The sequence below is a fragment of the Nonomuraea sp. CA-141351 genome, assembly GCF_050944675.1.
GTDB lineage: Bacteria > Actinomycetota > Actinomycetes > Streptosporangiales > Streptosporangiaceae > Nonomuraea.
Window position 1 is genome coordinate 1,956,070 of sequence record NZ_CP191982.1, and the last position, 19,007, is coordinate 1,975,076.

Here is a 19,007-nt window from a genome sequence, read left to right on the forward strand (position 1 = left end):
GAAGGAGGCCGGCCCAATGCCCACCGGAGCGACCCATGAGGCCAACCGGTCCTACCGCGAGGTGCTGCGCAACCGCCAGGTGGCTGGCCTCCTGCTGGGTGACCTCCTGGCCAACGTCGGTACGGGTGTGATCATCGTGGCCATGCCCGTACAGACGCTGTCCATCCACGGCGGCGTGCCCAAGGCGATCGCGATCGGGCTGGTGGAGGCCGCGCCGTTCGTCCTGTCGACCATCCTTGCGCTGGCCATCGGATTGGGACGGGTGAGGGTGCCGCCGCGCACCCTCCTGATCGCCGACTGTGTGTTACGGTCGCTGACCTTTGTCACCCTGGCGGTTCTGGCCGTCACCGAGCAACTCACGCTGCCCGTGCTGATCGTCGGTCTCCTCTTCGGCGCGACGTTCCGGATGGCTGGATCAAGCAGCCGGCGTCTGCTGGCGACGTCCATCGCGGGCGAGACCGGGCGGTTCGCCGTCAACGGCTTACTCGGGCTGAATGCCTCGTTCGCGCTCTACATCGTCGGGCCGGTGCTGGGCGGGATGATCGTGGCGTCCACCAGCCCGGGCGTCGCGCTCTTCTTCGATGCGTGCGGTGCGCTGATCTTGTTGGTCGCCGTCCTGGTGTCCATTCCCCGAGCCACCGAAGATCGTGATGCGCTTCGTCGCCCACGAGCCCGCGAATCGGGCTGGCGGATCCTGCGTCGCCGGCCGGTTGCCGCGCGACTGCTGGTCGTCGAGTTCTTCTTCAATTTCTTCTACATGCCGATCGAGGTGGCGCTGCCCCTGTACGTGCGCGGGACGCTGGACGCCGACGCGTCTGGTCTGGGGCTCATGTGGGGTGCGCTTGGGGTCGGCGCATTCGCCGGCGCGGCCCTCGTGAATCAGTTGCGGAACCTTCCACAGCGTCATGTGCTGATCGTGATCATCGGCCTGTGGGCGATGTGCCCGATCGCTCTTGCGTTCGCCGGCGATCTCACTCTCGCGCTGATCGTTTTTGGCCTGGGCGGCCTGGTGTGGGCGCCGTTCACGCCTGTCGCGTACAGCTTCCTGCAGTCGGGGCTCAAGCCCGACGAGCAGCAGCAGGTCGTCACGCTCTGGACGACCGGCTCTACGGTGGCCGCCCCACTTGGCCTGATGGTTGGCGGACCACTGATCGAGCTGGCCGGGACCACCGGAGGGCTTGTCCTGTCCGGTGCGCTGACGCTGCTGCTGCTCCCGATCGCGGCACTGGCTGTTCTGAGACGCGCATCTGGGTCGGTCACACATTTCACGCGCGATACGTCGACGCGATGAGCCGCACAACCTACTGGCTACTACTCGAAGAGTGTGCGGCCCCAGTAGTCTCCCGCGTCCTTGACGCCGGGTGGGCAGGCGAACAGGCCGCTGGAGACGTGCTTGATGTACTCGTTGAGCGCGTCGTTCTTGGCCAGCCTCATCTGGACGGGCACGAACTGCTTGCGCGGATCCCGCTGGTAGGCGATGAAGAACAGCCCCGCGTCCAGCCGGCCGAGCCCGTCGGAGCCGTCCACGAAGTTGTAGCCGCGGCGGAGCAGGTGCGCGTTGTCGTTGGAGCTCGGGTGAGCCAGCCGCACGTGGGCGTCGGCCTTGATGGACGGTTGCCCGTCCGCCCCCTTGGCCGCGAAGTCCACCGCGTCGAACTCGGCCTTCTTACCCAGCGGCGCGCCCTCGCCCTTGTCCCTGCCGAAGATCTGCTCCTGCTCGGCGAGTGACGTGCGGTCCCAGGTCTCGATCGCCATGCGGATCTTCCTGGTCACCATGTACGTGCCGCCCGCCATCCAGCCGCTGCCGTCCTGCGTGGAGGCCCACAGCTGGTCACGCAGCAGGTCGGCGTCCTCCAACTTGAGGTTGTTGGTGCCGTCCTTGAAGCCCAGCAGGTTGCGCGGGGTCGCCTGGGCCCGGGACGTGGACGACGTACGGCCGAAGCCGAGCTGCGACCAGCGTACGGACACCTTGCCGAAGCCGATCCTGGCCAGGTTGCGGATGGCGTGCACGGCGACCTGGGGGTCGTGGGCGCACGCCTGCACGCAGATGTCGCCGCCGGAAATTTCCGGAACGAGCTGCTCTCCCGGGAATTTCGGCAGGTCAGCGAGGGCCGCGGGCCGCTTGTCCGCCAGCCCGAACCGGTCGTCGAACAGCGACGCCCCGAACCCGATCGTCAGCGTCAGCCCGGAGGCGGGCAGCCCGAGCGCCTCGCCCGTGTCGTCGGGCGCGGCCTCGGGCGCGCCGTCCACCGCCCCGAACGACCCCGCCTCCTTGCCCTGCGTCAGCCGCGCCGCCGCGGCCGTCCACTCCTGCAGCAGCTCGACCAGCTCGTCCCGCTTCTTCGTGATGACGTCGAACGACACGAAGTGCAACCGGTCCTGCGCGGGCGTGACGATGCCCGCCTGGTGCTCGCCGTAGAAGGGGAAGGGGTCGGAGGTCGAGGAGGCGTGCGCGACCGGTGCCTCGTCGAGCAGCGTGGTCGTGGCCACGACCCCGGCCCCGACCACGGCCGCACCAGCGGCGCCGAGCCCGAACAGGCCCCTGCGGCTCAAACTCATGGCCGTCTCCCGCTACTTCGTAATGGCCGGAGCGATCTTGCTAATCGGCTCGGCCAGCGCGTTGATCGCGTCGGACAACGTCTTCAGCTCAGCCTTCGACAGCTCGTTGTGCAACTTCCAGCCGTCGCCCTTCTGGTGCGCGTCGAGCGCCGCCTCGGCCGCGGCGAACTTCTGGTCCAGCGTCTTGACCAGATCGGGAGCGCGCTCCTCCAGCACCGGCCGGAGCGCCTGCACGGCCGCCTTGGAGCCCTCGAGGTTGGCGTCGAAGTCCCACAGGTCGGTGTGCGACCAGATGTCCTCCTCGCCGGTGATCTTCCCGGTGGCCACCTCGTCGAGCAGTTCCTTGGCGCCGTTGGCCAGGTTCAGGGGGGTCAGCTCGGCCGCGTTCGACTTGTCCACGATGGTCTTGACGTCGGCGATCAGCTTGTCGGCGATCGGCCCGTCCTTGCTGATGTCCTTCTTGATCCACAGATCCTTCTCGATCCTGTGGAAGCCGGTCCACTCCTCGCCCTGGGCCAGATCCGCCTCGCGGGCGTCGATGGCGGGGTCGAGGTCACCGAAGATCTCCGCCACCGGCTCGATGCGCTCCCAGTATGTCCGCGCGACCGGGTACAGCTCCTTGGCCTTGTCGATCTTCCCTGCCTTGACCGCGTCCACGAACTCCTGCGTCTTGACCAGCAACGTGTCGCTCTGCGCCTTGATGTACCGCTTGTAGCCGGCGACGGCCTCGGCGAGCTTGGCGTCCTCGTTGAGCGCTTTGTGCTCGCCGGTCACCTTGAACGCGTTGCGGATGCCCTTGCCGACCATGCCGGGCTTGCACACCGTCTCGTACGCGCCCGCCGGCAGCTCGGCGATGAGCTCCCTGGTCAATCCGGGCACGATGTTCTCGAGTTCGGCCATGACCCGGTCGCCGGGGGCGTACACGTAGAACTCGGTCACCTTGCTGCCGCCGTTCGTGATCGAGAACGTCGTGGTGCCCGCGGCGGCCTCGGAGGTGGCGACCTTGCACTCGGTGTCGCTCGCCGCCACGGTGATCTTCCCGGGGGCGGCGGATCCGGAGGAGGCGGCGGTGTCGCCGCCGGAGCCACAGGCGGCCAGCGTCGTGAGGGCGAGCGCGCCGAAGGACAGGCTGATTGCGGTACGCATGGTGCTCCTGTTCAGGCCGCGGAGGACGCGGGTGACGGCGTGGGCTTCACCCGCGAGCTGCGCAGGAAGAAGAAGAGAGTGGGAACGACGTAACACGCCCAGGCGATGACCTCGGCGATGCTCGGCTGGGGCGTGATGTTCAGCATGCCCGACAGCAGCATGCCGTACCAGGAATCGGCGGGGATGGCGGAGCTGATGTCGAAGGCGTACGAGCTCAGACCGGGCAGGATGTTGGCCTCCTGCAGGTCGTGCACGCCGTACTTGAAGATCCCCGCGGCCACCAGGATCAGCAGCAGCCCCGTCCAGGTGAAGAACTTGGTGAGGTTGATCTTCACGGCGCTGCGGTAGAGGCCCCAGCCGATGAGCACGGAGGTGAGCAGCCCCAGGCTGATGCCGATCAGCGGCTCCGCCGACGTGGTGGCGCCCTGCACTGAGGCGAAGAAGAGAATCGCCGTCTCCAGCCCTTCGCGGGCGACGGCGAGGAACGCCATCACGATCACCGCGGCCGAGCCCATCTCCAGCGCGTCAGAGAGCTTGCCCCGCAGCTCCCCGGAGAGCGCGCGGGCCGCCCGCCGCATCCAGAAGATCATCCAGGTGACGAACACGACGGCGAGCAGCGAGGTGATGGCGTCGAACAGCTCCTGCCCCGTGTGCCCCAGGTTCGCCGCGGTGAACGTCAGCAGTGCCCCGAACCCCACGGACAGCGCGACGGCCGCACCCGCTCCCGTCCAGACTTGAGGGAGCCTGTCCTTTCGGTCACTCTTGACCAGGAAGGCGACCAGGACTGAGACGACGAGTGTCGCCTCGAGACCTTCGCGCAGTCCGATGAGGTAACTGGCGAACACCGTCACTCCCGCTTGCTGAAGATTTGCTGAGGAAAGCCTTACCTAAATTAGGGCAGGCGAAGCATACCTAGCGCAAGAGCCGGAAGCGACAGTGTGCGAGGGATCACGCGTGGAGATTGCCGGCCAGCAGGTCGAGCAGGGGCCGGCGGCGTACGCACTGCTCCAGAAGGAACGAGTCGGCCAGGGCGGTCAGCTCGTCGTCGTCGAGCCCGCGGAACAGCTCGGCGTACTCGGGCAGCAGCGCCTGGGCGATGAGGATGTGCCTGATCAGGTCGTCGGTCTGGTAGCGGGCGCCCCACGGGTACGGGTCCCAGCCGGGGGTCTCGGTCTCGATCAGCGCGTGCAGGGGAGCGAGCAGGTCCGCGGACTCCTCCATGGTGGAGCCCCAGCGGTCCGCGCCGAGCCGCCGCTTCTTGACGATGAAGCCGCCGAACCTGTTCAGGTACGGTCCCGCGGCGTGCACGAGCCCCTGCAACCCCACGTCCTTGTACGTCCACAGCGACCAGCCGGCGCCCTGGGCGTCGTAGATGGCCAGCTGGTCGCGCAGGATCTGGTAGCGCTGCTGGTCCACGGCCGGATCCCCGGTGTAGACGGGGCCGAACTCGCCCACCCACAGTGGCGTGCCCGTCTCGCGCTGGAAGCGGGAGCGCTTGGCGAAGGCCCGCTCCAGCTCGTTCCTGTCACACCACTCGCCGCGGGTGTAGCCGGGGTACGGCCCGCCGTGGGCGAAGCCCGCCAGGGCATAGTCGTGGAGGACGAAGACCGTGTTCTCATACACCTCCCGAAATATCGAGAAATCGGTGGCGTACGTGTTGCCGTCCAGGAACAGGACGTGGTGCGGGTCGGCGGCTCGCACGGCCTTCACCAGCCGGTCGTAGAACGGCCCGATGACCTTGCCGGTGAGGTCGCCCGGCTCGTTGACCGGGTTGTACCCGGCCACCCAGGGGTTGTCGCGGTAGCGGTCCGCGATGGCCTCCCACAGGTGCACCACCCGGTCCTGGAAGTGGCGGTGCTGCCAGAACGCGGCCACGTGCGTGGGGTTGTCGGAGTGCCAGTGCTGGTTCTGGGAGCCGGGCAGCGCGTGCAGATCGATCACGCTGTAGATGCCGTGCGCGCCGAGCAGCCCGATCACCCGGTCGAGGTGGCGGAAGCCGCGCGGGTCGATCTCGAAGGGTCGGTCGTCGGACTCCCAGTGGCGGTAGTTGACCGGGATGCGCACGCAGTTCATGCCCAGCCCGGCCAGCAGCGCCGCGTCGTCCTCGGTGAAGAACGAGCTCAGCAGGCGGTCGAAGAACAGCTCCGCCCGCTCGTCGCCCAGCACGGTGCGCACGGCGTAACGCATGGAGCTCTCGTCGGCCGGATAGCCGGTGATGAAGTTCTCCATGTTCATCCAGCCCCCGAGACCCACCCCGCGTAGCCGTACCGGCGTGTCTTCGTCCGTGACGAGCTGGGCTCCGGACACATGCAGCATGTGGTCACCCCTTCGTCGCACCCGCGGTGAGACCACCGACCAGGTGACGTTCCGCAATGGCGTAGAACCCGAGCGCGGGCAGCATGGCCAGGACGAGATAGGCCAGGATGCGGGCGGTGTCGGAGGCGTACTGGCCCTGGAACTGCTGGATGCCCAGCGGCAGCGTCCAGCTCGACTCCTCGCTGAACACCACGAGCGGCAGCATGAACTGGTTCCAGCTGCCCACGAGGGCGAGGACCGAGACGGTGGCGATGGCGGGCCTGGCCATCGGCAGCAGGATCCGCCAGAAGAACCCGAACGGGCTGCAGCCGTCGATGATGGCCGCCTCCTCGACCTCGCCCGGGATGCTGCGGAAGAAGCCGCGCAGAATGATGATCGTCAACGGCAGCCCGAAGGCCGCCTGCGTGAGGATCACGCCGAACGGGTTGCCCAGCAGGCCGAACGAGCGCAGCAGCACGAAGATCGGCAGGATGGCCACCGCGAACGGGAACATCAGCCCGGCGGTGAACAACGTGAAGAACAGCTCCCTGCCGCGGAAGGCGAACCTGGCGAAGACGAATCCCGCCAGCGCCGACACCCCGACGGTCAGCACGGTCGTGACCACCGCGATGAACGTGCTGTTCCACAGCTGCAGCCAGAACGAGCTCGAGCCGAGCACGTCGGTGTAGTTGGCCGTCACCCACGTTTCGGGCAGCCCGAACGGGTTGGTGGACAGCTCGCTGGTGGGCTTGAAGCCGCCGATCAACGCGTAGATCACCGGGATGATGACGAACGCGCCGACGATCCACGCGACGGCGTGCAGCGGCAGGGTGTTGCGCCGCGGCGTGCGCTTCTTGCGATGGATCATCGGCGGTCTCCCATCGAGGTGGTCGCGCCCTCCAGGTCACGGCGCATCACGAAACGCTGGTAGACGAGGGCGAAGACGAGGCTGAGCAGGAACATCACGACGCTGATGGCGCTGGCGTAACCGACCTGGGAGCGCTTGAAGCCCCAGTCCATCATGGTGACGGCCATCGTCTCGGAGGAGTGCGAGGGGCCGCCCTGGGTGAGGATCCAGACCAGGTCGAAGAGCTGGATGCTGTAGATGACGGACAGGAAGACGCTGATCCGGATCGTCGGCCCGAGCAGCGGCAGCGTGATGTGCCTGAACGTCTTCCAGCTCGTGGCGCCGTCGATCTGGGCCGCCTCGGTGAGCTCGTTCGGGATGTTCTGCCGCCCGGCGAGATAGATCATCATGTGGAAGCCGAAATATTTCCACGTCATGACGAGGAAGAGCGACGGCATCACGGTGCCGGGGTCGGCCAGCCACTCCGAGTCGAGCCCGAACACCGACAGGAGCTGGTTCGCCATGCCCGATTCGGGCGAGAGGATCAGCGAGAACAGCACGCCGGTGATGACCTCGGAGAGCACGTACGGCGCGAAGAACACCACCCGGTAGAGTGCCCGCCCGCGGATGCGCTGGTTCAGCAGCATCGCGACGGCCAGCGAGAACGGCAGCTGGATGCAGATCGACAGCAGCACGAGGACCACCAGGTGCCACAGGTCCTGCCCGAAGATCTCGGTGCCGAAGAGCCGGGTGAAGTTGTCCAGCCCGACGAAGTTGGTCGGCAGGCCGCCGAACCCGTTCCACTTGAACACGCTGGAGTAGAACGCCACCACGATGGGCGCGACGACCAGGAGCAGGAAGAGGACCAGAGCGGGCAGCAGGAACAGGGCGATGGTCACCCAGCGGCCGCGCCGCCTGGCGGCAGGGGCAGGGGCCGGAAGCTTGACCGCCTCCGGCCCTCTGGTGAGAGTCGTCATCCTTCGCTCTTGGCCACTTCGGTGATCGCCTTGCCCACTTCCTCCGGCGTCTTCGTGCCGGCGATGAGCTCGGCCACGCTGTCGTTGACCTGCTGGCCGACGGCCGGGGGGTAGGCCTGGTCGAGGTAGAGCTGGTAACCGCTGGCCGAGGCCAGCATGGTCGCCACCTGCTTGAGGTTGGGGTCCTTCACCGCGCTCTCCTCGCCCTTGAGCACCGGCAGCACGCCGCCGGCCTCCACGGCCTTGGAGTGGTTGCCCATCTCGGTCATGAACTTCACGAAGTCCACGGCCTCCGCCGGGGCGTCCGCGCCCACGGCCAGGCCGCCGCCACCGCCGAACGCGTCACCGGCCGAGCCCTTGCCGCCCTCCACCGCGGGGAAGGGGAAGAAGCCCAGATCGTCGCCGAGCCCCTTGCCGGAGTCCTTCTGCACGGCGGGTGCCCACTGGCCCATCAGCTCCATGGCGGCCTTGCCGTTCGAGACCGTGGCCGCCTGGCCGTCGGGGGTGGAGTACGCCGCGCCGAGGAAGCCCTTCTGGAACGGCTGCAGGTCCGCCAGCGCCTTGACCTGCTGTCCGGCGGCGACGAAGTCGGGCTTGGTGAAGTCGTGGTCGGTGGCCGCCTGCTTGAGCGCGTCCAGGCCGGCGATGCGCATGGCCAGGTAGGCCCAGTAGTAGTGGCCGGGCCACTTCTCCTTGCCGGCCAGGGCGATCGGGGTGACGCCCGCCGCCTTGATCTTCTTGACGTCCTCGAGGAACGCCGACCACGTGGCCGGCGGCTCCGTGACGCCTGCCTTGGCGAAAAGTTTCTTGTTGTACCAGAAGCCGACCATGCCGATGTCGGTCGGCAGACCGTACGTCTTGCCGTCGAGCTGGTACGCGCTCAGCGCCGCCGGCGTGAAGTTGGGCAGGACGCCGGCGACGTCGGCGGAGATGTCCTTGACCAGCCCCGCGTCGATCTGCTGCTTGAGCACGCCGCCGCCCCACGTCGCGAAGATGTCGGGCGCCTTGCCCGACTGCGTGATCGTGGTGAGTTTGGCCTTGTACGCGTCGTTCTCCAGGACCGTGGCCTTGATGGTGACGTTGGGATGCTTGGCCATGTAATCCTTGGCCCGCTGCGCCCAGAGCGACTTGAGCGGCTCGGCGGTCGACAGGTGCCACCATTCGAGCGTGACCTTGCCGGGGGAGCCGCCCTGCTGAGGAGCCGTGCTGCTTCCTCCACCGCCGCCGCTGCCGCAGCCGGCTATGAGCACTGCGGTTGCGATCAACACCAGACTGCGTTTCATTCCGGGGTCCCTTCCTCAGAGTGGCCCGGTGCTCCTCCGCAGAACCCTCTACGTGACGCATGGGGCACTGTGAGTCGTACCGGAAGAAAGTTTCGCTATATCCCCGATAATTTCGCTGCCTGGATCGTAGGTAAACAGCATGTAAAGCGTCAACACCTCGAGTGGGAGCGATCCCAAACCGAAACTTTCGGCTAAACTCCCGAACGTGTCAGTGAAGCGGCGGGTGACGATCGCACTGATCGCGGAGGAGGCCGGAGTCTCCATCCCGACGGTGTCCAAGGTCATCAACGGACGTCCAGAGGTCGCTCCGGCGACCCGCCATCGAGTCGAACGGCTCCTGCAGGAGCACGGTTACCAGCGGCGCATCAGTCAGGACGACACCCCGACCGGCCTGGTCGACGTGGTGTTCGCCGAGATCGAGTCGCCGTGGGCCATGGAGATCGTGCGCGGCGCGGAGGGCGCGGCCCACGAGGCCGGGGCCAGCGTGGTCATCTCCGTCCTGCACACCCATGCGGGCCCGGGCCGTGACTGGCTCGAGCGCCTGGCCGCCCGCAGGACAGACGGCGTGGTCATCGTCGCCTCACGCCTGTCCACCGGCATCCAGGCCCAGCTCAGCGCGCGCTCCCTGCCGTTCGCGGTGGTGGACCCGGAGGGCGAGCCCGCCCCTGGCGTCGTCTCGGTCGGGGCCACCAACTGGAACGGCGGCCTGGCCGCGACCCGCCACCTGCTGGAGCTCGGCCACCGCAGGATCGGCACGATCAGCGGCCCGAGCGACATGCTCTGCAGCCAGGCCAGGGTGGACGGATACCGGGCGGCCCTGGAGACGGCGGGCGTGCCGATCGCGCCCGAGCTGATCCGGCGCGGCACGTTCCTGGTGGAGTCCGGCCACGACGAGGGCCACGCGCTCCTCTCGCTCGACGAGCCGCCGACGGCCATTTTCGCGGGCAGCGACCTGATGGCGTTCGGCGTGTTCGAGGCCGCTCGTCAGCGGGGGCTTCGTGTGCCGGAGGATTTGAGCGTGGTGGGCTTCGACGACCTGCCCCTGTCGAAGTCGGCCTGGCCGCCTTTGACGACGGTACGGCAGCCGCTGCAGGAGATGGCGGCGCTGGCCACGCGCACGGTGCTGGCGATGGGCCGGGGAGAGGCGCCGGAGACCAAGCGCGTGGAGCTCGCCACGGAGCTGATCGTCCGAGACAGCACAGCCCGCTACGAGTAGGGGTTCGGGTAGGTGGGCCAAGGCTCACCCACCCGTTGCCCATGTGGGTGGTGGGCCTGCTGGAGCCCCGCCCCGAGCGAGAACCAGGTATCGGCTACTCACCGAGCCTGGCGGCGCGCGATGACTTCGCACGTGCCATGGGAATCCTGCGAGTAGCTGGGTTCTCGTCGTACCCTGAAGAGCATCAAAGGCGGTGTCATGAGCGCTCAGCTCGTTCACGACGAGATGACGGACCATCAAAGAGTGCCGAGGACGATCGGCGGTATCTCGCATGCACTTCGTGGGAGCCGCCGTGCCCAATTCTTCGCCGAGCTCTTGGAAGCGGAGCAGGGGCCCGAACTGGATGGCGTGCTGAACGCCTGGTGGGGCCGCACAATGCTCGACACCGACCCTGACCGCGACCGCGTGCGTACTGCGGCGGAGGCCGGCAGACTGCCGACCACGAGCATGGATGAGATCCTTCGCCGTCGGCAGGAGCGCGCTGCCCAGTGAGTGATGACGACGATCTATGGCCAGTCATACCTTCGGAGATAGTGGCTGACACGCTTGCTGATCCGTCAGTGTCAGCTGAAGTGTTTCCACGGTAGCCGCACTTACGGTGGCGATCTGCGAGGATCCATGGCTTGCCCGAAGCGATCAAGTTGGTGCCGATCCAGACTGGCGGGAGATCCTGATCCCTGAGGGGTACGGCATCGCCGAGTACTGGATTGACAGGAAGAACCAGCAAGTCGTCCTCACCCGCGTGGTCCTGTTCTGATGGCATTCACCTGCGGCTATCGCGACGAGCGGTGGCCGGGCAGGTCGCTGTGCTGGAACCCAGTCTCGGCGGCTCTGTCGAAACTGCCAGGTTTTCCCGTCTGGACATCGGCCAAGCGGTAACCAGGTGCGGCGGATCATGCACAGTTGCTCCACTTAGGAACGAGCCCGGGCCTATGCGCCACTCTCCTGCCGATGACTGCCGGGACGGACGCGGCTATGACGGCGTCATCGCCGGGCGGTTCAGGTCTCGTCCTGGCGTAGTTCCTTGGTGGCCGATCGATAGGCCCCGGCCACTCGGGTGAACATGTCCAGCAGCAACGGCACCTGTTCCGGCCCGTAGTGCAGGGCGATCGCATCCAGGTGCCGCCTGGACGACTCACAGGCGGCGTCGTAATCGTCCAGGCCGCCCTCGACCAGCTCAACGGTGACCGTACGCCGATCACGTTCCCCGCGCACCCGTCGCACGTATCCCGCCTTCTCCAGCCGGTCGATCAACCGGGTGGTCGAGGCGGATGGCAGCCCAAGCTCCTCGGAGATCGTCCCTACGGGGAGTGGTCCCCGCGTCTCCAGCAGGATGGCGGCGGCGACGTCGACCGGTTGCAGGCCGAGCCGGTCGGCCACCGCCTCGTTGTGCAGGAGGACCGCGATCAGGAACTCGCGGAAGACAGCCTCTTCTGGATGCTTGTGGGCCACTTTCCTAACCTACTCCACCTCGGAGTATCTTCGAATTGGAGATACTCCGAGATGGAGGGGATATGGACATTCTTGTCATCGGCGCCGGGGTCGGCGGCCTGGCTGTCGCGCGCGGGTTACTGGCCGCCGGGCACCGGGTGCGGGTTTACGAGCAGGCTCCGGGCCGGCGCAATGGCGGTAAGGCGCTGCTCATCTGGAGCAACGGCAACGCCGTACTGAACGATCTCGGCGTCGGCCTGGACGGCGCCGGCGCCCGCATCGACCGGATCGACGCGCTGACCTCCGACGGCCGGCTGCGTACCAGCATGAACATCGCCCACGCGGCCGATCGTTTCGGCTTCGTGACCAAGGCGATCTCCCGCCGCCACCTGCTGGAACGCCTGGCCGACGGCCTGCCCGACGACCTCGTCCGCCACGGCATGGGCTGCCGGAGCGTGACACAGGACAATGGCCAGGTGACGGCGACCTTCAGCGACGGGTCGACGGACACGGGAGACATGCTCATCGGAGCCGACGGCCACCACTCGGTGGTACGGCGCCATCTGTGGGGCGAGGGCGCCGTCCAGCCGGCGACCTTCGGCACCTGGCAGGGCCTCAGCCCGATCGACATCGATCTCGCCGGCACGCACCGCCATCTCATGATCACGGGGCGAGAGGGCGCGTGCGGGCTCATGCCCGCCGGCGAGGGCCTGCTGCAGTGGTGGTTCGACATGCGCTGGTCACCCGCGGACCCGCGGCCCGCCGCACCGCTGGCCGAGCTGAGGCGCCGGTTCGGGCACTGGGCGTCGCCCGTCCCCGAGGTGCTCGCCGCCGCCTCCGAGGACGACCTCGAGTTCTTCGGCCACCACTGGAACAAGGTTCGCCAGGTGGTGGGAGAAGGCCGCATCAGCCTGGTCGGCGACGCCGCCCACACCATGCCACCCACCCTGGGGCAGGGCGCCAACCAGACGCTCGAGGACGCTTGGGTGCTCGGGCGCGAGCTCGCCAAGGACGGCGACGATCCTGCGGTACGGCTGCGCGCCTACGAAAAGGCCCGCTACCCGCACATCTCTCTGGTTTCCCGGCTGGCCAAGCGCAATCCCGCCAACTTGCGCATCCCACCGCTGATCGGCCGCCTGTTCCCCGAAACGTCCCAGACCGCCATGCTCGCCCGCTTCAGCAACCGCCTCACCGCGCTTGCCGTGCCATCGGTCTGACCGCAGCCCCAAGGAACCCTCCTATCGGGGCCCGTGCTGGCGGGCCCAGCGCCGGGCGGTGATGTGCCGGCGGAGGAGCCGGTCGCCCGCTCGGTCCGTCGGATCTCGAGCATCCGCTGGACGAGCCGGGTGCCGGCTTCGCCGCTGCCGACGATGTAGCCGGAGAAGCCCTTGTCGCGGGCGAAGCCGGTCAGACGGGAGATGAAGCCGCGAGCCCCCGACTACTTTCGTCCGTCTCGGGGATGGGCGGGGCCGAGCGAGGGGTGTCGCCTATCGCAAGAACGCCGCGGTGGTGGCCACGAACTGGCCGGCGTCGTCGAGCCACGGGAAGTGTCCGGCCCGGGCCTGAACGACGAGGTCGGCGTTCGGAAACAGCCTGGTGAGCTCGGTCATCGCGGGAGGAGGGGAGTTCAGGTCGACCTCACCGGCGAGTAGCAGCACCGGTGACGTGAAGCGGGTGAGCGCGGCGCGGGTGGCCTCCGGATCGAAAGCACCTTCGGAGCCGAAGGCGGCCGCGGCCTCGCTGTTCCTCTGCTCGTCCTCGGCGGCCTTGTGGGCCTGAGCCGTCTCGTCCCAACGGCCGTACCAGAACGGCGCAATGGCCTGGAAGGCGTCGCCGGTGGCCTGGCCGGCCATGACCGCCTCCAGGGCCGCGAACGCTGTCGAGAACCATGGCTCGTCCTCACGTAGCCGGGCGGTCTCCCGCCGGACGTCTTCGGTGATCGTGATGCCGGCGGCCATGACGCTCGGAGTGATCAGCGCGAGTTTGCTGACGTGTTCCGGATGGCGGGTCGCGTACAGCGTGGCCAGATTTGTACCCGCGGAATGGGCGAGCAGGTCCATCCGGTCGAGTCCAAGGTGCTCGCGCAGGGCTTCGACGTCATCGACAAGTCGGTCGCAGCGGTACGAAGCGGCGTCCTTCGGCACGGCGGACTGGCCGGTGCCCCGCAGATCCAGCATGATCAGCTGCCGGTGCGTGGAGAGGCCGCCGAGGTCGCCAAGGTAGGCGGAAGCCTGCATCGGCCCGCCGGGCAGGCAGACCACAGGCGGGCCGTCGCCGAACACGTGGCAGGCGAGCTTGGTGCCGTCGTACGCGGTGAAGAAGTCCATGTCCGGCAGCCTGAGGGGAGATGGCGCACCTCAGCTATCGTTTAGCCACAGCTACATGATGAGGGCGCGGATGGCGGTCGAGATCAGGTTCACCGCGGCGTCGGTCGCGAAAGTGCGATTCGCCGTCTCACCGCTGGGCGAGACGGTGCTGGCGCTGCGGATCCTGCTGGGCACGAGCGGGCATGCGGTGCACCAGCCGTGGGTGCGCCAGGCACGCCCGCTGCTGGCGGCCGAGCGCGAGCTGCCGCTGCTGCGAGGGCTGATCGCCGGAGCGCTGCCGTCGTTCCTGTTCCCGGTGCCGAGGCAGCGGCTGCCTTCGATGGCGACGGAGCTGGACCTGCTGCGGGCCACGAAAGAGGACTTCTTCCGGCATGAGTACGGCGCCGTCCTGAGCATGCCGGAAGAGCAGGTCCCCGAGCCGGCGGCGGTACTGCCACGGCTGGCGGAAGCCCTACAGCGCTGCTACGAGCTGCTGATCGCTCCGCAATGGGGCCGGATGTGCGCGGTGCTGGAGGCCGACATCGGCCGGCGGGCGCTGACCCTCGTGGACGGCGGGGTGCAGGCGCTGTTCGCCGAGCTGCACCGGGATATCGCCTGGGACGGCGGTCAGTTGGTGGTGCACGGCCGGCGCACCCCGCACTCCGTCTACACGGTGGACACCGGCGGGCATGGCCTGGTCCTGCTGCCCAGCGTCTTCAACTGGCCGAACGTGGGTGTCGACAAGTCCCCGGTCGCCGCCGCGTCGATCCGCTATCCAGCGCTGGGCGTCGGCCTGCTCTGGGAGCCGCCTCCGTCGGCGCTGACGGGCCTGGCCCCGGTGCTGGGCCACGCGAGGACGGAGATCCTCGCCGCCCTGGCCGAACCTCTGACGACCGCCGCCCTGGCCACCCGCCTGGGTATCACCCCGAGCGCGGTTTCGCAACACCTGGGCGCATTGCGCGGGGCGGATCTGGTGTCGACACAACGCAGGGGCCGCACGGCACTCCACCTGCGCACGGAACGAGCAACCCACCTGTTGGGCATCTCAGCCCCGAAAACCGCTGACGCAGAGGCAAACCCCCTGGACGACTAACGGGACCCCAGAAAGTCACCCGCGTGATCGACCGCCCACTCGGCGAACGTGCGCGCAGCGCGGCCCGTCACCTTCTCCACCACCGCCGATGTCTGCGCGGGCATGCCGTCGCGGTCCGCCCACTGCTTCATGATCACCTCGACGCCGATCGGCGGCATCGTACGGCCCAGCTCCTCGCGCGCTTCCTCGGCCGAGATCACCTCGACCGTGACCGCGCGGCCGATCGCCTCCCCGATGAGCTCGACCTGGCGCCGCAACGTGAGCGACTCCGGTCCGTACACGGTGTAGGCCTGCCGCTCGTGCCCCGGCTCCAGCAGCGCGGTCACCGCGAGCGCCGCCAGGTCCTTCTCGTGCACGGGAGCGGTCTGCGACTCCGGGTACGGCAGGCGTACCGCACGCTTGTCCCGGATCGGCTCCCGCCACCACCACAGCGTGTTCGTCGCGAACATCCCCGGCCGGATGAATGTCCAGTCCAGCCCCGAATCCTCCAGAGCCGTCTCGACGGCACGGTGCTGCAGGGCGATCGGATTGCGGTCGGCGCCCTCGGCCACGACGGCCGCCGACGACAGCAGCACCACCTGCCGCACCCCGGCGGACCTGGCCGCCTCGACGAAGCCCGCGACACCGGCCGGCTTGGCGTACACGAACACCTTGTCGGCCCCCTCCATCGCGGCCGGCAACGTCTCGGGACGCTCCAGGTCGGCCGCCACGCTCTCCACGCCCGGCGGGAAACCGCCCTTCCCCGGATCCCTGCTCGTCACCCGGACCCGCTCACCGGCCGCCAGCAGGCCCGCGGCGACATGGCGCCCCACATTGCCCCGCGCCCCGAAGACCACCATCACCATCGCGACAACAACCTCCCCTGATCCTCGGCCTCGCCGAGCAGTCTGACCAGCTCACCGTGCAGCCGCCGCCGCACCTCGGGCGAGAGCGGATCGTCGCAGAAGACGTCCCGTACGAACTGCGGCATCGTGATCGGCGCGAACACCACCGCGTAGGCGACGAGCAGCGCGAAGGCCGGATCCACCCGGCCGGTGACCTCCCCGGCCTCCTGCCGGCTGCGCATCCGCTCCAGCGCCGCGACCATCCTCGACCGCTGCGCCTCCACATGCCGCTGCCCCTCGTCGGCGTCGGCGAACGGGCAGTCGCCCAGCGCCTGCCACACCACCAGCCGCGCCCAGTCCGGGTCGTCCAGCGTGCGGGCCAGCTGGGCGCCGATCGATTCCTCGAAGGAGACGTCGCGCGCCGGCATCGACGCCTCGTTCTCCTGCCGACGACGCCGCAGCTCCTCCAGCAGGCCCTGCTTGCCGCCGAAGTAGTAGGAGATCAGCTGCTGGTTGACGCCGGCGCGGGCGGCGATCCCGGCCGTGCGCGCGCCGGAGTAGCCCTTCTCGCCGAACTCGCTCACGGCGGCCCGCAAGATCCGCTCCCGAGTCTCCTCCGCAGCCTTGCCGCGCTCCTCAGGGCGCGGCGCTCTCCGTACCGCCATGGAGGAGACGGTAAGCCATCAACCATTCGATTGACAACCGTCATCCGAATGATTGAGTAAGGCGGTGGGAGAGCCAGGCCAGGGCGAGGGGGTAGCGGTACTCGATGCCGCCATGGCCGGCGTCGAAGAGCTCGAAATAGATCTTCTCGTCCGGTACGCCCGCCGCCTCCAGCGCCCGCCGGAACGCCACCGCCCCGAAGTCCAGGAAGTACTCGTCCCTGTTCCCGGCGTCCACCCAGATCGCGCGCATCGAGCGGAGCGCCTCCGCGTAGTGGGGCTCCTGGGCCATCACCACGGGATCGCGCGCCAGCCAGCGCGACCACACCTCGGGCACCACCGCGCCCGTGTCGTCGAAGGGCAGGTGCACGGTCCCGTCCGGGTCCGCGGAATAGGCCGCCGAGTACGCGTACATCTCCAGCAGCTCCAGATCCCCCTCCTTCGTCCCGGCCAGGCGGCCGCGGAAGTCGGCGAGGAACTTGTCGTACGAGCCGCCGTACATGTCGCGCAGCCTGCGCGCCAGCTCGGGGAACGAGCTGCGGTTGCTGACCTCGAACAACGCGTCACCGGCATGCGTGGCAAGCGCCCCGAAGACGTCGGGCGCCAGCATCGCCGTCACCATGGCCCCGTAGCCGCCGCTGGACTTGCCGGTCACCGCCCGGTGGTCGCGGTCGGCGATCGTGCGGTAGCGGGCGTCCACCCACGGCACGACCTCGTCACGCAGGTAGGAGTGGTAGCGGCCGGTGGCGGGCGAGTCGAGGTACTGGCTGCCGCCGAGCGCGGTCCAGGCGTCCACGTAGACGACGATCGCGGGCGGCGCCTCTCCGGACGCGAACACGGCGTCGGCGAGCTCCGGGTACGGCTGACGGAACGACGCCCGGTTCAGCCACATGGCGACGTGGCCGGTGTAACCGAGCAGCACGTAGATCGAGGGGTAGCGGCGGCCGGGCTCGTCGTCGTACCCCGGCGGGACGTACACCAGCACGGGGCGCTCATGCGGGTCCCCCAGGGGGTTGCCGCGCAGCAGGGCGCTGTCGATGACCTCGTGGTCGAGGCGACCGGCCAGCTCGGCGGACCAGGGCAGCATGGAGATCCTTTCAGTCGACGGATGAGGTCACCGTGTCCACGCCCGCCTGCGTGACGGAGCGTCCGGAGACCAGGACCAGTGCGAGGTTGCGTAGGTCGGCCAGGCGGGAGAGCGGGTCGCCCGCCACCGCGATCAGATCGGCCCGCTTGCCCGCCTCCAGGCTGCCGGTCACCTCGCCCACCCCGCAGGCGTCGGCCGCCCGCACGGTGGCCAGCTCGACGATCTCCGCGTTGCCGTAACCGGCCTGCGCGAACACCTCCAGGCCGCCGATGTACCCGTCGGTACGGTTGGCTATGCCGGCCGTGGCGAACCCGGCGTCGGTCCCCGCGACGAGCCGGATGCCGGCTTCCCGCATGGCGGCCACGGTGTTCAGCCAGGCGTCGAGCATCTCGGGCCCATGGCTCTCGCGCATCCGCCAGAGCACGCCGTGCACGGTGGGGCACACGTACGTGCCGCTGTCCGCGACGAAATCGGCCAGCTCGGCGTCGTACTGGTGGCCCGACGGGGTGAAGAACGTGCAGTGCTCGACGGTCCTGACGCCCGCCTCGACGGCGCTGCGGATGGCCGCGTGCGCGTGGGCGTGCGCCGCGACGCCCTTGCCGCGTGACGCGGCCTCCTCCACGACGACCCTGAGCAGTTCGGTGCCGTACTGCTGCGCCCAGCTCGGCGGCGCGCCCGGCGTCATCAGCCCGCCGGAGGCCATCACCTTCAGGCAGTCGGCGCCCGCCCGGAGGTTCTCCCTGGCGACGCGGCGGATGGCGGGCTCGTCGTCGGCCTCGCCGCCCATGTACCAGCAGTGGCCGCCGGTGATCGTGATGGGCCTGGTGGCGGCCACGATGTGCGGCCCGACGGCCAGGCCCTCCTCGATGGCGTCGCGCAGCGCCAGGTCGAGGAAGCCGCGCGAGCCGAGGTCACGGCAGGTCGTGACGCCCGCGGAGACGAGCTTGCGCGCGTTCTCGGCCATGCGTAACAGCAGGTGGTGATCGCTCTCGGGGCTTCGCCGCGTCACCGGATCGACCTTGGCGTCGAACCCCAGGTGCACGTGCGCGTCGATCAGCCCCGGCAGCACCGTGTGGCCCGGCAGGTCAAGGACCTCGGCGGCGTCGCCCCCGCTGCCGCGCGGCCCCACGGAGACGATCTTGGAGCCGTCGATGAGGATCTCGCCGTCCGCGATCACCTCCCCGGGATGTCCGGTGAGCACCTTCGCGGCGCGAATGATCCTCATGCACCGACCTTAAGACCATGAGAAGAGGATCTAAAGCCCGTCCCCGCACTCTGAGG

Annotated in this window: 19 protein-coding genes; 6 read left to right on the top strand and 13 right to left on the bottom strand. The window is 68.7% G+C overall.

Annotation, left to right across the window (positions count from 1 at the left end; all coding sequences use genetic code 11):
- Positions 1–16: 16 nt before the first annotated feature.
- A complete protein-coding gene (locus ACQPWU_RS09760; protein ID WP_433438504.1) occupies positions 17–1,291 on the top strand; it encodes an MFS transporter in 1,275 nt (424 codons plus the stop codon).
- A 20-nt stretch (positions 1,292–1,311) separates the two neighbouring features.
- Here the strand turns inward: ACQPWU_RS09760 and efeB are convergent, their stop codons facing one another.
- The 7 genes from efeB to ACQPWU_RS09795 form a co-directional block, all read right to left on the bottom strand.
- Positions 1,312–2,559, bottom strand: a complete 1,248-nt coding sequence (efeB, locus tag ACQPWU_RS09765) for an iron uptake transporter deferrochelatase/peroxidase subunit (protein ID WP_433438505.1) — start codon at positions 2,557–2,559, stop codon at positions 1,312–1,314.
- Between the two features lie 12 nt (positions 2,560–2,571).
- Positions 2,572–3,705: an iron uptake system protein EfeO gene (gene efeO / locus ACQPWU_RS09770; protein ID WP_433438506.1), complete on the bottom strand. Its 1,134-nt coding sequence runs from the start codon at positions 3,703–3,705 to the stop codon at positions 2,572–2,574.
- Positions 3,706–3,716: 11 nt separating this feature from the next.
- On the bottom strand, positions 3,717–4,550 hold the full coding sequence (gene efeU / locus ACQPWU_RS09775; protein ID WP_433438507.1) for an iron uptake transporter permease EfeU: 834 nt from the start codon (positions 4,548–4,550) through the stop codon (positions 3,717–3,719).
- A gap of 103 nt (positions 4,551–4,653) precedes the next feature.
- Entirely contained in the window at positions 4,654–6,021 is a 1,368-nt protein-coding gene (locus ACQPWU_RS09780) for a glycoside hydrolase family 5 protein (protein WP_433438508.1), read from the bottom strand.
- A gap of 4 nt (positions 6,022–6,025) precedes the next feature.
- Positions 6,026–6,868, bottom strand: coding sequence for a carbohydrate ABC transporter permease (locus ACQPWU_RS09785; protein WP_433438509.1), 843 nt, complete (start codon positions 6,866–6,868; stop codon positions 6,026–6,028).
- A complete protein-coding gene (locus ACQPWU_RS09790) occupies positions 6,865–7,824 on the bottom strand; it encodes a carbohydrate ABC transporter permease (RefSeq protein ID WP_433438510.1) in 960 nt (319 codons plus the stop codon). Before ACQPWU_RS09790 ends, ACQPWU_RS09785 begins: the two co-directional genes overlap by 4 nt.
- On the bottom strand, positions 7,821–9,107 hold the full coding sequence (locus ACQPWU_RS09795) for an extracellular solute-binding protein (RefSeq protein ID WP_433438511.1): 1,287 nt from the start codon (positions 9,105–9,107) through the stop codon (positions 7,821–7,823). The genes ACQPWU_RS09790 and ACQPWU_RS09795 overlap by 4 nt, the downstream gene beginning before the upstream one ends.
- Positions 9,108–9,312: 205 nt before the next feature.
- Between ACQPWU_RS09795 and ACQPWU_RS09800 the strand changes: the two genes are divergently transcribed.
- The 3 genes from ACQPWU_RS09800 to ACQPWU_RS09810 all read left to right on the top strand — a co-directional run bounded on the left by ACQPWU_RS09800 (position 9,313) and on the right by ACQPWU_RS09810 (position 11,080).
- Positions 9,313–10,323, top strand: coding sequence for a LacI family DNA-binding transcriptional regulator (locus tag ACQPWU_RS09800; RefSeq protein WP_433438512.1), 1,011 nt, complete (start codon positions 9,313–9,315; stop codon positions 10,321–10,323).
- A gap of 198 nt (positions 10,324–10,521) precedes the next feature.
- A complete protein-coding gene (locus ACQPWU_RS09805) occupies positions 10,522–10,815 on the top strand; it encodes a hypothetical protein (protein ID WP_433438513.1) in 294 nt (97 codons plus the stop codon).
- Positions 10,816–10,921: 106 nt separating this feature from the next.
- Positions 10,922–11,080 carry a hypothetical protein gene (locus ACQPWU_RS09810; protein WP_433438514.1) on the top strand — a complete coding sequence of 53 codons (159 nt, stop codon included), beginning with the start codon at positions 10,922–10,924 and terminating at the stop codon, positions 11,078–11,080.
- A gap of 242 nt (positions 11,081–11,322) precedes the next feature.
- Here ACQPWU_RS09810 and ACQPWU_RS09815 read toward each other — a convergent pair whose 3' ends face one another.
- The gene (locus ACQPWU_RS09815) at positions 11,323–11,775 is read right to left on the bottom strand and encodes a MarR family winged helix-turn-helix transcriptional regulator (RefSeq protein WP_433438515.1); all 453 of its coding nucleotides are present in this window, start codon (positions 11,773–11,775) and stop codon (positions 11,323–11,325) included.
- 62 nt (positions 11,776–11,837) lie between these two features.
- Between ACQPWU_RS09815 and ACQPWU_RS09820 the strand changes: the two genes are divergently transcribed.
- On the top strand, positions 11,838–12,971 hold the full coding sequence (locus tag ACQPWU_RS09820; RefSeq protein ID WP_433438516.1) for an FAD-dependent monooxygenase: 1,134 nt from the start codon (positions 11,838–11,840) through the stop codon (positions 12,969–12,971).
- Between the two features lie 270 nt (positions 12,972–13,241).
- On the opposite strand, the gene ACQPWU_RS09825 is transcribed toward ACQPWU_RS09820, so the two are convergent.
- Positions 13,242–14,081 carry an alpha/beta fold hydrolase gene (locus tag ACQPWU_RS09825; RefSeq protein WP_433438517.1) on the bottom strand — a complete coding sequence of 280 codons (840 nt, stop codon included), beginning with the start codon at positions 14,079–14,081 and terminating at the stop codon, positions 13,242–13,244.
- A 55-nt stretch (positions 14,082–14,136) separates the two neighbouring features.
- On the opposite strand from ACQPWU_RS09825, the gene ACQPWU_RS09830 reads away from it, so the two are divergent.
- A complete protein-coding gene (locus ACQPWU_RS09830; RefSeq protein ID WP_433438518.1) occupies positions 14,137–15,153 on the top strand; it encodes a DUF5937 family protein in 1,017 nt (338 codons plus the stop codon).
- On the opposite strand, the gene ACQPWU_RS09835 is transcribed toward ACQPWU_RS09830, so the two are convergent.
- Genes ACQPWU_RS09835 through ACQPWU_RS09850 form a run of 4 tightly spaced genes read right to left on the bottom strand, consistent with a single transcriptional unit; the run spans position 15,150 to position 18,951 of the window.
- Positions 15,150–15,998, bottom strand: a complete 849-nt coding sequence (locus ACQPWU_RS09835) for an NAD(P)H-binding protein (RefSeq protein WP_433438519.1) — start codon at positions 15,996–15,998, stop codon at positions 15,150–15,152. The genes ACQPWU_RS09830 and ACQPWU_RS09835 overlap by 4 nt on opposite strands.
- Entirely contained in the window at positions 15,992–16,642 is a 651-nt protein-coding gene (locus ACQPWU_RS09840) for a TetR family transcriptional regulator (protein ID WP_433438520.1), read from the bottom strand. Before ACQPWU_RS09840 ends, ACQPWU_RS09835 begins: the two co-directional genes overlap by 7 nt.
- 40 nt (positions 16,643–16,682) lie before the next feature.
- Positions 16,683–17,726 (bottom strand): alpha/beta hydrolase-fold protein, encoded by a 1,044-nt coding sequence (locus ACQPWU_RS09845; RefSeq protein WP_433438521.1) that lies wholly within the window; start codon positions 17,724–17,726, stop codon positions 16,683–16,685.
- Between the two features lie 10 nt (positions 17,727–17,736).
- A complete protein-coding gene (locus tag ACQPWU_RS09850) occupies positions 17,737–18,951 on the bottom strand; it encodes an amidohydrolase family protein (RefSeq protein WP_433438522.1) in 1,215 nt (404 codons plus the stop codon).
- Positions 18,952–19,007: the final 56 nt, after the last annotated feature.

Coding starts and splice junctions, on each gene's coding strand:
- ACQPWU_RS09845 (WP_433438521.1), bottom strand. CDS start 17,726: ATGCTGCCCTGGTCCGCCGAGCTGGCCGGTCGCCTCGACCACGAGGTC.
- ACQPWU_RS09795 (WP_433438511.1), bottom strand. CDS start 9,107: ATGAAACGCAGTCTGGTGTTGATCGCAACCGCAGTGCTCATAGCCGGC.
- ACQPWU_RS09835 (WP_433438519.1), bottom strand. CDS start 15,998: ATGGTGATGGTGGTCTTCGGGGCGCGGGGCAATGTGGGGCGCCATGTC.
- ACQPWU_RS09760 (WP_433438504.1), top strand. CDS start 17: ATGCCCACCGGAGCGACCCATGAGGCCAACCGGTCCTACCGCGAGGTG.
- ACQPWU_RS09785 (WP_433438509.1), bottom strand. CDS start 6,868: ATGATCCATCGCAAGAAGCGCACGCCGCGGCGCAACACCCTGCCGCTG.
- efeO (WP_433438506.1), bottom strand. CDS start 3,705: ATGCGTACCGCAATCAGCCTGTCCTTCGGCGCGCTCGCCCTCACGACG.
- ACQPWU_RS09850 (WP_433438522.1), bottom strand. CDS start 18,951: ATGAGGATCATTCGCGCCGCGAAGGTGCTCACCGGACATCCCGGGGAG.
- ACQPWU_RS09820 (WP_433438516.1), top strand. CDS start 11,838: ATGGACATTCTTGTCATCGGCGCCGGGGTCGGCGGCCTGGCTGTCGCG.
- ACQPWU_RS09805 (WP_433438513.1), top strand. CDS start 10,522: ATGAGCGCTCAGCTCGTTCACGACGAGATGACGGACCATCAAAGAGTG.
- ACQPWU_RS09790 (WP_433438510.1), bottom strand. CDS start 7,824: ATGACGACTCTCACCAGAGGGCCGGAGGCGGTCAAGCTTCCGGCCCCT.
- ACQPWU_RS09780 (WP_433438508.1), bottom strand. CDS start 6,021: ATGCTGCATGTGTCCGGAGCCCAGCTCGTCACGGACGAAGACACGCCG.
- ACQPWU_RS09840 (WP_433438520.1), bottom strand. CDS start 16,642: ATGGCGGTACGGAGAGCGCCGCGCCCTGAGGAGCGCGGCAAGGCTGCG.
- efeB (WP_433438505.1), bottom strand. CDS start 2,559: ATGAGTTTGAGCCGCAGGGGCCTGTTCGGGCTCGGCGCCGCTGGTGCG.
- ACQPWU_RS09830 (WP_433438518.1), top strand. CDS start 14,137: ATGATGAGGGCGCGGATGGCGGTCGAGATCAGGTTCACCGCGGCGTCG.
- ACQPWU_RS09825 (WP_433438517.1), bottom strand. CDS start 14,081: ATGGACTTCTTCACCGCGTACGACGGCACCAAGCTCGCCTGCCACGTG.